The sequence below is a fragment of the Roseicyclus amphidinii genome (assembly GCF_030163755.1).
GTDB lineage: Bacteria > Pseudomonadota > Alphaproteobacteria > Rhodobacterales > Rhodobacteraceae > Roseicyclus > Roseicyclus amphidinii.
Genome location: NZ_JASJOE010000074.1, coordinates 1 through 14,309 on the forward strand (window position 1 = coordinate 1; position 14,309 = coordinate 14,309).

A 14,309-nucleotide genomic window follows, 5' to 3' on the forward strand; every position below is an offset into this window, starting at 1 on the left:
AGTGTGTCCGCCATCCGCGTCACGATCCGTAAACCGCGACCCCGTCCAGCGCCCCGCCGCGCCTCAGCGCCGCCGGTGAAGGGGCTTCTACGGATACCTCACGACACCCGCAAGTGCTTTTTTGCAGTTGCGATGCGGTTTTTTTATCCACACCCTTCGCCCCTGCCCTGTCATGGACCGGCCAACCTTCCATGGGCCGGGCACTGCGTCATGCGCGCCCTGGGGTGCCCCCCCGGTCCGTGTCCGCCTACCTGCATGAACAGGACCGCAAGGACCGCAGCGCCCGGACAATCCCGCCCGGATCGACCGCCATCTTGCGGCATCGGGCGGGGCCCTCGTGATTGCGTGACATGGCCCCTGCCCGCGCTGGTCCGACGGCGGCTCCACGGACATGATGCGCTTTGCCTGCACAAGGCTGCGCCCTCTCGCCGCGAGTGTCCGGAGCCACCGTGACCGCGCCGGTCCGGCCCCGGGTCAGCGATCAGGTGCCGCGCGCTGCCGTCATCGGCGCCGGGCGCGCTCACGGGACCGGCGACGATGGGCAGCTTGACGGCGGCGGGGTGCCTGCCCCCCACGTCGGAGGCCGCCCCACGCCCACCGGTCACATCGAACGCGTCGCCGCGCCCCCCCCGCACCCGCGCGCTTCGTCCGGATGCGGCCGTCACGCGGCCCGCAAAGCGCGCTTCAGCACAGGCCGAGCTTGAGCGCCTTGATCACGGCTTCGGTGCGGTTGCGGACGCCGATCTTGCGGCAGATCGATTTCACGTCCGACTTGACGGTCGTCTCCTCGACGCCGATCTCGGCGCCGATCTCCTTGTTCTGCTTGCCCTCGCACAGCAGGGCCAGCGTGCGGATCTCGCGTGGCTTCATGTCGAACGGGTTGTCATCCTGCGGCTTGCGCAGCATGAACTCGCTCGGCAGGTAGATCTCGCCGTCCATGATGAAGCGGATGGCGTGACCGAGCGTGCGAACCGGCAGCGTCTTGGGGATGAAGCCCGCCGCCCCCAGCTCGATCGCACGCTCGACGACCGACCACGTGGCCACCCCCGAGAACAGGGCGACCGAGCCGCCGTTCGCCTTAACCGCACGGGCAAGCCCGTCGAGGCTGTTCATGCCGGGCACGTCGTAATCCAGCAGAACCGCATCATACCGCCCGTTGGATGCGATCCGCGCCAGCGCCTCATCGAGATCCGGCACCGCCTCGACCTCGAATCCGCCGCTTTTCTGGAGAACCGCGGCCAGTGTCTCGCTCAGCAAGAGGTGGTCATCCACGATAAGGACACGCGGCACTCCCGAAGGTTCGTGGGTGTCTGGTTGTGACTGTTGCATCGTTGATCCTTGGGGCAGACGCGGAAGAGTCGCGTTCATGCCTCGCTTTGCGTGGGGTTTGAATAGGGTGGGCGCTCAAACTCCCCAATTCGACACAGCCGAACGAAAGAGAGGTCTAGGGCGCAAACGCGCAGAGAGCATGTCTATACAGACAACATGGTGCGAGATGGTGCAAGTTTCCAGACGCAGGAAACCTGACGTGACGAAAGGCGGCAAAACAAGCTGAATTCCGCCGCTGCTCCGGCGCGAGGGCCGGCAACGCCGCCGCGCCGTGTGCCCTGAGACCGCATCACCCGACCTTGCGCCGCACCCGCGGCAAACGGTCGGAAGACCCGGTGAACGCGACACCGGACGCGGAGGGGGGCCCAAACATATTGCCACAGTCAACCAGACCCGATGACCGGAAGAGAGACCCCCATGCCCCGCAGGCCACACGCCCTTGGCCTGATCGCCACGCTGGCCGTCACCGACACACTGGGGTGGCGCAGGACGCACAGCGCTACGTGATGGACGGCTTGGTTGTCGGACTGGGTGAGCCATGCCAACCGGGCCGACAGGATGGCACATGACGTGATCCCCATATCAAGATCGAAGGCCCGGCCACGGTGGTCGCGCGGGTCTGCGCCGCCAACTCCGAGGCGCAGGTGGAGACGGCCACGGCCTCCGTGCTGGCCAGGCTCGCGCCGCTCGCCCGTCGCGCGCCGGACGCCGCACGCCGCACTGGGGTTGCGCCGGGGCGAGGCCGCGATACGGATGCGGCCCGCGGTCCTGCAGGCCGTGCAGAGGCGCCTGATCGCGCGGGGGCATTTGCCGGAAGGCAGCGCCGACGGGGTCTACGGCGAGCAGACCGCCGAAGCCGTGGCCGCGTTCCGGGACCAGGCCGATCTCGCCCCGCCGGGCCTTCCGGATGCGTGGACGATGTTACCCGGTCGTCCCTGCACATCGCGCTGAAAGCGCACTGGGGACACAGCGCCTGGGTTCGGGGCGGGTCGACTGCTGGCTTGGCAAGCCCGACAATCCGGAACACCGTGCAGCAAGAACCAGAGCGTGTTTCGAATGGTGGCGGAGCAACAGTCCGACAATTCAAGGCGCCCCCGAAATAAAATCATTTTATATCAATAATTTAGTCATCCAGCCTCAAGGGGTTGTGTGGCAAAAGTGTAGCAATCTACACCTATTCCCGAGGCAGTGTAGAGAGCCCCTCCATTCAAACATAGCGTTCTGCGATCCCATCCCAAAAGCGCCTCTCCGTGGCACCATGCCGAAATTGCGCCCCTCATCTGATCGGACATGCCGGCCCCGTGGGCGACCCTCTGCACCATGAGGAACAGGTTTCCGGTGCTTCGCGCCCGGATCTTGCCGATCGCATACCTTTCGCCTGTCGCCCGGTGCTGGTCCGGCCGGGCGCCTGCATGCACATGATCCTCGGGACGCGTGAACTTGCGGACGGTCCGTGCAACCTCGTCCGTCACCGCGCCCTTCACTCCGACCGGCAACCTGCCGTCGTCGCGCGGGATGTCATCGACACCGGCCGCCTGGCAGGCGTCGAGGCGCTCACGCGAGCACAGAGGTAGACCTGAGGTCCGCTGAAATCCGGATCAGGCCCCACCGATCAGGTCTTTTCAGTCCGTATCCCACCTTTGCAGGGCCCAAGAGGGCGGCGGGCGCCTGGGTCGCGGCCCGAAGCGCCGCCTCTGTCGAAACGCCGACCGCGTCGATCAGCACCCGTATGGCTGTCGTGAGGTCGAGGTCGGCGCCGGCCAATGTCCCGTCCGCGAGGGTGAGCCTGCCATGCCTGCGTTCGATGCGACGCCCATCCAACTCGAAGCCATTGCGATCGGTGCCGGCGACGGCCATCGCATCGCTCACCAGAAACAGGCGGCCCGGACCGTTTTTCGCCGCCCATGCCGCGCGCATGGTCGCGGGGTGGACATGGACCGCGTCAGCAATCAATCCGGCGGAAACGGCACCCGTCGCAAGCGTCGCGCCAACAAGCCCCGGTTCACGGTTGCCGAGTTGGCTCATCGCGTTGAACAGATGCGTGACGCAACGTGCGCCGGCGGCAAAGTAGCGACGGCACGTGTCATAATCGGCATCGCTGTGGCCCAGCGAAACGAGCACGCCAGCCTCGGCGAGGGTCTCGACCTGCTCCTCCGTCACGGTCTCGGGTGCGACCGTCACCTTCAGGAGAGGGAGTGCGGCGGCGGCGGCCAGAAGCGCGTCAAGGTCGTCTCGCTCCATTGGCCTGATGAGTGCGGGATCATGGGCCCCCTTGCGTGCTATGGACAGATGCGGTCCCTCGAGGTGCAGGCCGGCGATACCATCGACCCTTGCCGCCACGGCGTCTATCGCGGCGGCGATCGCCGCGCGCGTCGTCTGCCGGTCGGCCGTGATCAGCGTGGGAAGAAAGGCACCGACTCCGAGCCGTCGATGCGCGGCCGCTATCCGGCGCAGTGTTTCGATCGTAGGCGCGTCGTTGAACATCACGCCACCGCCGCCGTTCACCTGCAGATCCACATAGCCCGGAGACAGGATGTCCCCGGCGAGATCGACCACCTCACCGCCGTCCTCGATGGTATCTTCCGGGCCCAGGGCGGCCAGAATTCCATTCTCGAAACGCGCAGCCTTGCCGTCGAGAAGCGACGAGCCATCGAAGATCCGGCCGTTGCGGTAGGTGAAGACGCCGCGGCTCATAGGGTCTCCGTCACCTTCTTGAGATGGCGCGGTCTGTCGGGGTCGATCCCGCGGCGAAGAGCGATGGTCTCCACCATGGCGTAGAACGACACGATCGCGGTGATCGGATCACAGAGCCAGTGACCCGTCCGGACATGCGGCAATGTCGTGGCGCGCGAGGCCTTGTCGGTCACGGCAAAGACATTCGCACCCATCGCCGCGAGTGCGTCGGCAGCCTCGGCCAGGCTGTCCTCGGCCCGGTCACGTGCGGCGAAGGCGATCACGGGAAAGCCCTCCTCAACGATGGAGACCGGGCCGTGCAGAACCTCGGCCGAGGAATAGCTTTCCGCGTGGATCAGGCACGTCTCCTTGAACTTGAGCGCGGCTTCGTTGGAGATCGCCCAGGACGGTCCGCGTCCGATCGTGAAGAGCGAGCGTCCGTGGATCGCATCGGCGGCCTGCGTCCAGTCGCAGTCCACGGCTTTTCGAAGCATTTCGGGGAGCGCCTGGATTGCGGCACCCAGATCCCGGTCGCCCTTGATCTCGGCGAGAAACCAGAGCCCGGCCACGAGGGAGGTCACGAAGGTCTTGGTCGCCGCCACACTCAGTTCCGGGCCTGCGTGGATCGGCAAGGTGGCATCGGCCGCACGGGCGAGCGGGGAGTCGGCGTTATTGCTGATGGCCACCGTCAAGGCCCCGCTATCGCCGAGCGCCTTTGTCAGCCGGACGATGTCGGGGCTCTGGCCCGATTGCGACACCGAGAGCGCCACCGCATCCCGCGCGTCGATCTCGACGCCGTAGACAGAGGTCACGGAAGGCCCGACCGACGCCATCGGGCGGCGGAGCATCAGTTCGCAAGCGTATTTCAGATAGGTGGCCGCGTGATCGGACGAGCCGCGGGCAACGGAAATGAAGAAGCGCGGGTCAAGTGCCCGAGCGGATGCGGCTGCGGACTGCACCGCGTCCGTGCCCTCGCTCAACAGCCGCTCCACAGCCTCGGGGATCTCGCGGATTTCCCTCAGCATCCGGGTTGGTTGGGGTGACATGGGTATGCGCCTTTCGGTCAGAGATGCAGCTCGGCGACGAAATCATAGGCGTCGCCGCGATAAAGCGAGCGGGTGAGTTCCGCGACCCGTCCGCTGGCGAGATACGACGTTCGCTCGATGGACAGACCGGCCGCGCCCTCGGCGACGCTCAGGAGATCCGCTTCCCGCGCCGCGAGGTTGATGGCGGAGATCTTCTGCACCGCGCGGACCGGGCGGACCCCATTTCGGCCGAGCACCTCGTAGAGCGATGTTGTCACTTCCAGCGGATTCGGAAGGATATCGAGCGGCAGCGAGGCGCGCTCCAGCGCCATGGGCCGACCACCCGCCTCGCGCAGGCGATAGATCCGCGCGATCTCGGCCCCGTCGGTCAGGTCAAGTCCCTCGCGCTCTGCCTGTGTGGCAAGGAATACGCCCCGCTCCAGCCAGCGCGACGTGGTTTTCATGCCCCGTCGTGCCATGTCTTCGGTGAAAGAGGTCAGGTGCGACAGCGACTGCTCCATCCGGCTCATCCGCTCCCGGACGAACGAGCCCGAGCCCTGCCGCTGCTCGATCAACCCTTCGCGCACCAGTTCCTGGATTGCCTTGCGCACGGTCACGCGGGACAATTCCGTGATCTCGGCGATTTCGCGCTCGGGCGGGAGCGAGGAGTTGGGCGGCATCACGCCGCTTTCGATCCCGGACTCCAGTCTGTGCCTCAACTGCACGTATCGTGGCCCACCGCTTTCGTCGAGCCACCCCTCGGGACGAAGAAACTCGATCGCGCTCATCCGGTCACCTCCAGCGCAAGGTCCTGCGCGAGCGAAAGCGCGCCCGCCAGCGGATCACCTTCGGGAGGGACGATGTCCGCGCGCATCACGTCCGGCATATACGGACCGAAATGCGGGCCGATGCCGCCAGTGAGGCAGATGGCCTGCCCAGACACCCAGCCGATCGACACAAGGCTCGCGGCAATCGCCCGCGCCCCGGCGGCCATGACGTGACGGCCCAGAGCATCCCCGCGCGCGGCGCAGTCGGTAACCAGCGGTGCCAGGGCCCCGAAATCCGAGGGGCGCGCCGATCCAGCGAACCCGACGATGCCCGGCGCGCCTCCGAACCTGTCGAGCAGTAGAGACGCCAATCCGGATCGTGCCGCACGCCCGTCGACCATCTTGAGCGCGCCGCGAAGGGCGGCGCGTCCGATCCACTGCGCCGAGGCCTCGTCGCCCAGAACCGGCCCCCAGCCCCCCGAGAGCCGGGTCCGGCCCGCGATCTGCACCCCGTAGAACGATCCGGTGCCGCAATGTGCCAGCACGCCGTCGCGCATCCCCAGCGCGCCGCGCAAGGCGGCGGGCCGGTCGTCGGCGATACGGACATTCGAGAACGGCAGCACGCCCCGCAGCCTCTCCGCGATATCGGAGCTCATGACGCCGGCGAGCCCGACGAAGGCGGGCAGCTGCGCAAGCGTCTCGACGCTCCGGCCAGACCGCAGCGCGAGCGCACGCAGCCCTTCGATGACATGCGCGACGCCGCCGTCGAAATCGGTTGCGACATTGGCCGCGCCTGTCTCGATGGCGATGACGTCCGGGCCATTCCGAAACCCGACACGACAGCGCGTGCCGCCGCCATCGATGGCGAGAACCATGGTGTTGGGCGAGTCGTCCATGGTAATACCTATACAATACCCATTTTCCGAAAAAAACTCCTATTCGCTACCAATGTGCGGATACCCATGCGCCACTCCGACAAAATCAGGGCAAATTGGGGCGCCCCGCAAAAAGCTAGACAAGAGGTATTACTTTGGTATCCTGCTTGGAATATCGGGGGAATCGCATGGCAATCGCCGGGACCGAAAGGATGCACGACGCGGCCATGGGCCTCGACGACAGGCCGCTCGCCGACGTGGCGTTGGTGCTGGCCGAGGCGCAGGTCGCCGCCGCACGCGTGGCCTGCATCGCCGCCCCTGCGATCGCCGAAGCCTCGACGGCGCTCGCGCGGACGATCCGCGCCGGCGGCACGCTCCACTACATCGCCGCGGGATCGTCCGGCCTCATGGCCGCGGCGGATGCGCAGGAACTCGGCGGCACCTTCTCGATCCCCGCGTCGCAGCTGCGCATTCACATGGCCGGCGGTCTGCCCACCGGCGTCGATATGCCCGGCGGCACCGAAGACGACACGCGGGGGCTCGAGGCGGAACTGGCCGGGCTTTCGGCGCGTGACGTCATCGTGGCGATATCGGCCAGCGGCACCACGCCCTACACTGTCGCCGGGGCGCAGATCGCGAAACGCGCTGGCGCCGTGGTGGTCGGGATTGCCAACAATCCAGGATCGACGCTTCTTCAGATTGCGGACCATCCCATTGAACTGGCGACGCCGCCGGAGGTCGTCTCGGGCTCCACGCGCATGGGCGCCGGCACCGCCCAGAAGATTGCGCTCAACATGCTGTCGACGCTCATGGCGACCGGGCTCGGCCATGTGCACGACGGGATGATGGTCAACTTGCGCGCCGACAACATCAAGCTGCGCGGGCGCGCCGCCCACATGGTCGAGCGGATCGCAGGGGTCGATGCCGCCACCGCCGCCGCCGCGCTCGAGGCCACGAGAGGCCAGGTCAAGCCTGCCGTTCTCGTCGCAAAGGGCCAGATGCCCGAGGCGGCCCGTATCCTTCTTCGCAAGACCGAAGGAAACCTCCGCGCCGCGCTGGCGCGGCTCACATGATAATCGTCACAGGGAGATCCACATGACACGCAAGACGATGACACTGGCGCTGATTACCACCGCTCTGGTGGCGACAGGCGCGCAAGCGCAGGACGTCACGCTGACCATTGAAAGCTGGCGCAACGACGACCTGACGCTCTGGCAGAACGAGATCATCCCGGCCTTCGAAGCGGAGCATCCAGGCATCTCGATCAATTTCACGCCCTCGGCGCCCGCCGAGTACAATGCCGTCCTCAACTCCAAGCTCGAGGCGGGCTCGGCCGGTGACCTCATCACCTGTCGCCCCTTCGACGCGTCGCTCGCGCTGTACGAGGCGGGGCACCTGACCGATCTCAGCGATCTCGACGCGATGGACAACTTCTCGAACGTGGCGCGCTCGGCCTGGCAGACCGACGACGGCTCGGTGACCTTCTGCGTGCCGATGGCGAGCGTCATCCATGGCTTCATCTACAACGCCGAAGCCTTCGACGAGCTCGGCCTCGAAGAACCCGAGACCGAGGAGGAGTTCTTTGCCGTCCTCGACGCCATCCGCGAGGACGGAACCTACATTCCGCTTGCCATGGGCACGAACGACCAGTGGGAAGCGGCAACGATGGGCTACAACAACATCGGGCCGACATACTGGCGCGGCGAGGAAGGGCGCCAGGCGCTGATCGCCGGCGAGCAGAGCCTGACCGATGATCCCTGGGTCGAGCCCTATCGCGTGCTGGCGCGCTGGGGCGAATACATGGGCAACGGCTACGAGGCGCAGACCTATCCCGACAGCCAGAACATCTTCACGCTGGGCCGCGCGGCCATCTATCCGGCGGGCTCGTGGGAGATCGCGGGCTTCAATGCCCAGGCCATTTTCGAGATGGGCGCGTTCAAGCCGCCGGTCCGCACCGCAGGTGACACCTGCTATATCTCGGACCACACGGACATCGGCATCGGCATGAACGCCGGGACCGAGCATCCCGAAGAGGCGCGGATTTTCCTGAACTGGGTCGCCAGCCCGGAATTTGCAGAGATCTTCGGCAATGCCCTGCCCGGCTTCTTCCCGCTGTCGAACGCCCCGGTCACGCTGGAGGACCCTCTGGCGCAGGAATTCGTCGGCTGGCGCGACGAGTGCGAAAGCACGATCCGCTCCACCTACCAGATCCTGTCGCGCGGCACGCCTAATCTCGAGAACGAGACCTGGGGCGCTTCGGTCGCGGCGATCAAGGGCACGGCCACGCCGGAGGAGATCGGCCAGAGACTGCAGGACGGCCTGGCAAGCTGGTACGCGCCGCAGCAGTAACCGGCCCCCGCCGAAACGACGTCCCGGGCGCGCTCCTGCGCCCGGGACCCCAGATCCGGAGACCAGCACCTTGAAACACGCTCGTATTCGCTGGCATATCGTCGTGTTCCTCGCGCCCGCTGTCCTTGTCTACACGGCCGTGATGATCTTCCCGCTGTTCAACACACTCCGGCTCGCGCTCTACACGCGGATCGAGCAGGAGCGCGTCTTCGTAGGCCTCGAGAATTTCCGGACTCTCTTCTTCGATCCGATCTGGGCCGAGCAGTTCTGGAACGCACTCGGCAACAACTTCTGGTTCTTCCTGATCCACATGCTGGTGCAGAACCCGATCGGAGTCGCGCTCGCCGCCATCCTGAGCCACCCGCGCCTGCGCTTCGCCGCGCTCTACCGGTCAGCCATCTTCATTCCGACCATCCTTTCCTTCGTGGTCGTCGGCTTCGCATGGAAGCTGATCCTGTCGCCGATCTGGGGCATCGCGCCCTCGATGATGGAGGCCGTGGGCCTCGGCGCGCTGTTCCGGCCGTGGCTGGGCCTTGAAGGTTCTGCACTGACCACGCTCGCGCTCGTCTCGGTCTGGCAGTTCGTCGGCATCCCGATGATGCTGATCTACGCGGCGCTGCTCACGATCCCCGAAGAGATCCTCGAGGCTGGCGAGGTGGACGGCGTCACGGGCATGGCGGCATTCTGGAAGATCAAGCTGCCGCTGATCCTGCCCTCGATCGGGATCATCTCGATCCTGACTTTCGTCGGAAACTTCAACGCCTTCGACCTGATCTACGCCGCGCAGGGTGCTCTGGCGGGTCCGGATTTCTCGACCGATATCCTCGGCACCTTCATGTACCGGACGTTTTTCGGCTTCCAGCTGCAACTGGGCGACCCGCACATGGGCTCGGCGATCGCGGGCGCGATGTTTGCGATCATCCTCGTGGGCGTGTGCATCTATCTTTTCGGCATACAGACGCGGCTGCGCCGCTACCAGCTCTGAGGGCCCGATCCATGAACCAGGCACGCTCCAACCCGCTCAACATCGCGCTGATGCACGGCGCCCTTGTCCTCTATACGCTGATCGCGCTCTTTCCGGTCTTCGTCATCCTGATCAACAGTTTCAAGGACCGCCGGTCGATCTTCCGCGAGCCGCTGGCCCTGCCCGACAGCGAGAGCTTCTCGACCATCGGCTATGAAACGGTCATGCGTCAGGGAGATTTCTTCCTCTACTTCCAGAACTCGATGATCGTGACCGTGGGTTCCCTGTTCTTCATTCTCCTGTTCGGAGCGATGGCCGCCTATGCGCTCAGCGAGTACCGTTTCAGGGGCAACATGCTGATGGGGCTCTACCTCGCACTCGGGATCATGATCCCGATCCGCATCGGCACGGTGGCGATCCTCGAGATGATGGTGGCGACCGGGCTCGTGAACACGCTCTGGGCGCTGATCCTCGTCTACACGGCGCAGGGCCTGCCGCTCGCCGTCTTCATCCTCGGCGAATTCATGCGGCAAGTCTCGGACGACCTGAAGAACGCCGGTCGCATCGACGGTCTGAGCGAATACACGATCTTCTTCCGGCTCGTCCTGCCGCTTGTGCGCCCAGCCATGGCCACGGTGGCCGTCTTCAACATGATCCCGATCTGGAACGACCTGTGGTTCCCGCTGATCCTGGCGCCCGCCGAGGAGACCAAGACGCTGACGCTCGGCAGTCAGGTTTTCATCGGCCAGTTCGTCACCGACTGGAACGCGGTCCTATCGGCACTTTCCATGGCGATCCTTCCGGTTCTGGTCCTCTATGCGATCTTCTCGCGGCAACTGATCCGAGGGATCACTTCGGGGGCGGTCAAATGATCCGTGTGCTGATCGCAGGCCTCGGCAACATGGGGCGGAGCCACGCGCTTGCCTACCACGCTCGCCCCGATGCCGAGATCGTGGGGCTGGTCAATCGCTCCGACGTGGCACTGCCCGACGCGCTGTCCGGCTATCCCCTGTTTCGAAGCTTCGAGGAGGGGATGGAGATGAAACCCGACCTCGTGGTGATTGCGACCTATTCTGACAGTCACGCCGATTATGCCTGCGCCGCGATGGAGGCGGGGGCCCATGTCTTCGTCGAGAAACCGCTCGCCACGACGGTGGCCGATGCGCGGCGCGTGGTGGAGACAGCGAAGCGCACCGGCGCGAAGCTTGTCGTCGGCTACATCCTGCGCCACCACCCCTCCTGGATGCGGCTGATCGAGGAGGCGCGTGCCCTCGGCGGGCCCTTCGTGTTCCGGCTGAACCTCAACCAGCAATCCACCGGCGCCGAGTGGCAGACCCACAAGGCGCTGATGGAGACAACCTCGCCCATTGTCGACTGCGGCGTGCATTACGTGGATGTCATGTGCCAGATCACCGACGCTGCGCCTGTGCGCGTGCACGGCATCGGCTTGCGCCTGAGCGACGAGATCGCGCCCGGCATGTACAATTACGGCCAGTTCCAGGTGATTTTCGCCGATGGCTCGGTCGGCTGGTACGAGGCCGGCTGGGGCCCCATGATGTCCGAGACCGCCTTTTTCGTGAAGGATATCGTGAGCCCCAAAGGCGCCGTCTCCATCGTCGATCGTGACAAGGGCGGGTCCGCTGACATCGACGGTCATACCGCTGTGGGCGCGATCCGCGTTCATACGCCGGCGGGCGATCGTCTGATCGAACTGCCGCACGAGCCTGGGCACCAGGCGCTCTGCGACGCCGAACAGGCGTTCATGCTCAAGTCCATCGCCGAGGATCTCGACCTGTCCCGCCACATGAGCGACGCGGTGTCGTCGCTGTCGGTGTGTCTCGCAGCCGATGAAAGCATCCGCACCGGTCAGCCGGTTTCACTGGAGGAGTCCCCGACATGACCGCCCTGTCCCTGAGCAACGTGAACAAGTCCTTCGGCAAGGTGCATGTGCTGAAGGACATCGACCTCGACGTCGATGAGGGCGAGTTCGTTGTCTTTGTCGGCCCTTCGGGCTGCGGAAAATCCACGCTGCTTCGGGTGATCGCGGGGCTGGAGGATGCGAGCACGGGCGAGATCCGGATCGGTGGCGAGGTGGTGAACCTCACACCGCCGTCGAAGCGCGGGATCGCCATGGTATTCCAGAGCTACGCGCTCTACCCGCATCTGAACGTGCGCGGGAACATGACGCTGGCGTTGAAGCAGGAAGGCCAGCCGAAACCCGTCATCGAGGAGCGCGTGGCCAAGGCGTCGCGGATGCTCAATCTCGAGCCCTATCTCGACCGCTACCCGTCCGAGCTGTCCGGCGGCCAGCGCCAGCGCGTCGCCATTGGTCGGGCCATCGTGCGCGAGCCGAAGCTGTTTCTCTTCGACGAGCCGCTGTCGAACCTCGATGCCGCGCTGCGCATGAACACGCGGCTCGAGATCGCCAACCTGCACCGCAGTCTCGGCGCGTCCATGGTCTACGTCACCCATGACCAGACCGAAGCGATGACGCTTGCCGACAAGATCGTGGTCCTGCGTGATGGCCGCGTCGAGCAGATCGGCAGCCCGATGGAGCTCTACAACAATCCCGTCAACCAGTTCGTGGCGGGCTTCCTGGGCTCGCCCTCGATGAACTTCTTCCCGGCCGGGCTGATCGAAGACGGCGACAACCGGACCATGGGTGTCCGGCCCGAAGACCTGTTCCTCGCCGATGACGGAGCGATCATGGCGCGCGTCAGCCATGTCGAGAACCTCGGCGGTGACACGAACGTTGTTGCGCACATGGGCGACCACCAGATCACGGCGCGCCTTTTTGGCCAACACAGCATCGAGGCAGGCGAAAGCCTTCGCTTCGGCTTCGATCCCGCACGCGTATATCATTTCGATCAGAACGGAATGCGGGCGCCGAATTTTCAGGGGTAGGGGGAACCAAACAAAAGCGGGTGATTGCATTGCGACACCGCCTCGAGAAGCAACACCCCTGTCAACCGTGCGCGCCGCGAATACCGGCATCAGTGCCACCTGCTCTGTAGCCGAAAGTGCCGATTGCCTCGAGCCGAAGATTACACGTCCTGACACCCGAAACGGCATGAATGCCGACCCGGCCCTGACCGGCCGTTCACGGACAGTCGTCGCGCGTGGGCGCGGCTTGCGCGCCGCTGCCAAGCGTATGTCTCGCAGCATTTTCGAAGGACGGACCGCAGCCCCGTCTGTCCGGCTCGCAATCCCGGCGGCCCTTTCAGTTCAGGACAAAAACCGTCGTTCTTGACCGGGGCCGCGCTCCGGATAGGCGAGTGAAGGATGATCTCCGAAGCGGGCTCTCAAAAGATCATGCTTATAATCTTTTGAATAGATTGTGTTTTCTGAACGGCCCTGCATTCAGCTTAACGAGTGCAGTGAGAGGCTATGCAGATGAAGGCGTTGTTGAATGGCCGCGTGCGGCGCAGGTCGTATTGGGCAAATACAGCTGTATCCGCCCTTGCGTGGCTCGCCATGCTTGCAACTGTTCTTCTATGGTTCGCTCAGTCTTCAAACGCGGCCGAAATCACATTCGACCGGGCCTACACGGGTACAATCAGCGGGCAGACATTCACCGCCAACGGAACCTTGGTCGCCGATGCCGGAAGCATCAAGTTCGATGATGGTGGGACAAGCCGGAATTTTACGAACGCGACGGGTACTTTGAGATTCACTGTCGAGGGGGTTCCAACCTCCTTGTCAGGACAACTGACCTCACGACATCCCCAGGGCGGAACCATCGCCGAAGCCGTAGTGTTCACGGCCACCAGCGGAACGTCCTATCTGCTCGTGCTCACGGGCACTTACAGTACCACCTACAGCGCCTCCGGAAGCGCCAACCAGATCCTGGCAGGACTGAACAACTATCTGTCCGCGTTCACGGCAGATCCGGGAACTTCGACGATACTGGTAGACGGCGCTGTTTCTTCAACGGTTGCCGCTGGAGCTAATGCCAATGTGGTGGTCACGGCGAAGCTGGCCGATGGAACGCCAATATCCGGCGCGACCGTCACCTTGAGCGCGACGCCAGGCGCAAACGGTTCGATTACACCCGCCACGGTCACCTCTGATGGAACCGGGGAGGCTGCATTCACGGTCACGAACAGCGCTGCCGAAACAATAAGTTACCAGGCCACTGTCACCTACGGCGGGTCGGAAACGCTTCTCACAAGCACAGTCTCAGTCACCTATACCTCGTCAGACACCACCAAGCCGGTGATCACCGGGCCGAACGCCGCGACCAGCGCCGGGACCGGCACGGACGGGGCGACGATCGAGGCCGGGACCACCGCCGCGGCGAGCTTCTCCGCCGACGAGAGCGTGACCT

General features: G+C 65.0%; 13 protein-coding genes. 8 read left to right on the forward strand and 5 right to left on the reverse strand.

The window, feature by feature from the left end; genetic code table 11:
• Positions 1 to 684 precede the first annotated feature (684 nt).
• Positions 685 to 1,290 carry a response regulator transcription factor gene (locus QQK83_RS16875; RefSeq protein WP_284266222.1) on the reverse strand — a complete coding sequence of 202 codons (606 nt, stop codon included), beginning with the start codon at positions 1,288 to 1,290 and terminating at the stop codon, positions 685 to 687.
• 792 nt (positions 1,291 to 2,082) lie between these two features.
• Here QQK83_RS16875 and QQK83_RS19390 point away from each other — a divergent pair.
• Positions 2,083 to 2,280, forward strand: a complete 198-nt coding sequence (locus QQK83_RS19390) for a peptidoglycan-binding domain-containing protein (protein ID WP_349816241.1) — start codon at positions 2,083 to 2,085, stop codon at positions 2,278 to 2,280.
• A gap of 603 nt (positions 2,281 to 2,883) precedes the next feature.
• On the opposite strand, the gene nagA is transcribed toward QQK83_RS19390, so the two are convergent.
• The 4 genes from nagA to QQK83_RS16895 are packed head-to-tail and all read right to left on the reverse strand — an operon-like array spanning position 2,884 to position 6,690.
• Positions 2,884 to 4,023, reverse strand: a complete 1,140-nt coding sequence (gene nagA / locus QQK83_RS16880; protein ID WP_284266224.1) for an N-acetylglucosamine-6-phosphate deacetylase — start codon at positions 4,021 to 4,023, stop codon at positions 2,884 to 2,886.
• Positions 4,020 to 5,048, reverse strand: coding sequence for an SIS domain-containing protein (locus tag QQK83_RS16885; protein WP_284266227.1), 1,029 nt, complete (start codon positions 5,046 to 5,048; stop codon positions 4,020 to 4,022). The genes nagA and QQK83_RS16885 overlap by 4 nt, the downstream gene beginning before the upstream one ends.
• 17 nt (positions 5,049 to 5,065) lie before the next feature.
• A complete protein-coding gene (locus QQK83_RS16890; RefSeq protein WP_284266229.1) occupies positions 5,066 to 5,815 on the reverse strand; it encodes a GntR family transcriptional regulator in 750 nt (249 codons plus the stop codon).
• The gene (locus QQK83_RS16895; protein WP_284266231.1) at positions 5,812 to 6,690 is read right to left on the reverse strand and encodes a glucosamine kinase nucleotide-binding domain-containing protein; all 879 of its coding nucleotides are present in this window, start codon (positions 6,688 to 6,690) and stop codon (positions 5,812 to 5,814) included. The genes QQK83_RS16890 and QQK83_RS16895 overlap by 4 nt, the downstream gene beginning before the upstream one ends.
• Before the next feature lie 167 nt (positions 6,691 to 6,857).
• On the opposite strand from QQK83_RS16895, the gene QQK83_RS16900 reads away from it, so the two are divergent.
• From QQK83_RS16900 to QQK83_RS16930, 7 genes are all read left to right on the forward strand, one after another.
• The gene (locus tag QQK83_RS16900; protein WP_284266233.1) at positions 6,858 to 7,742 is read left to right on the forward strand and encodes an N-acetylmuramic acid 6-phosphate etherase; all 885 of its coding nucleotides are present in this window, start codon (positions 6,858 to 6,860) and stop codon (positions 7,740 to 7,742) included.
• 22 nt (positions 7,743 to 7,764) lie between these two features.
• A complete protein-coding gene (locus QQK83_RS16905) occupies positions 7,765 to 9,018 on the forward strand; it encodes an ABC transporter substrate-binding protein (RefSeq protein WP_284266235.1) in 1,254 nt (417 codons plus the stop codon).
• A gap of 70 nt (positions 9,019 to 9,088) precedes the next feature.
• Entirely contained in the window at positions 9,089 to 10,003 is a 915-nt protein-coding gene (locus QQK83_RS16910; RefSeq protein WP_284266237.1) for a carbohydrate ABC transporter permease, read from the forward strand.
• Positions 10,004 to 10,014: 11 nt separating this feature from the next.
• Positions 10,015 to 10,854: a carbohydrate ABC transporter permease gene (locus QQK83_RS16915; RefSeq protein ID WP_284266239.1), complete on the forward strand. Its 840-nt coding sequence runs from the start codon at positions 10,015 to 10,017 to the stop codon at positions 10,852 to 10,854.
• The gene (locus tag QQK83_RS16920; RefSeq protein WP_284266241.1) at positions 10,851 to 11,882 is read left to right on the forward strand and encodes a Gfo/Idh/MocA family protein; all 1,032 of its coding nucleotides are present in this window, start codon (positions 10,851 to 10,853) and stop codon (positions 11,880 to 11,882) included. Before QQK83_RS16915 ends, QQK83_RS16920 begins: the two co-directional genes overlap by 4 nt.
• A complete protein-coding gene (locus QQK83_RS16925; protein ID WP_284266243.1) occupies positions 11,879 to 12,886 on the forward strand; it encodes an ABC transporter ATP-binding protein in 1,008 nt (335 codons plus the stop codon). Before QQK83_RS16920 ends, QQK83_RS16925 begins: the two co-directional genes overlap by 4 nt.
• Positions 12,887 to 13,375: 489 nt before the next feature.
• Positions 13,376 to 14,309, forward strand: a 934-nt coding sequence (locus QQK83_RS16930) for an Ig-like domain-containing protein (RefSeq protein ID WP_284266245.1), incomplete at its 3' end; no start/stop codon positions are given.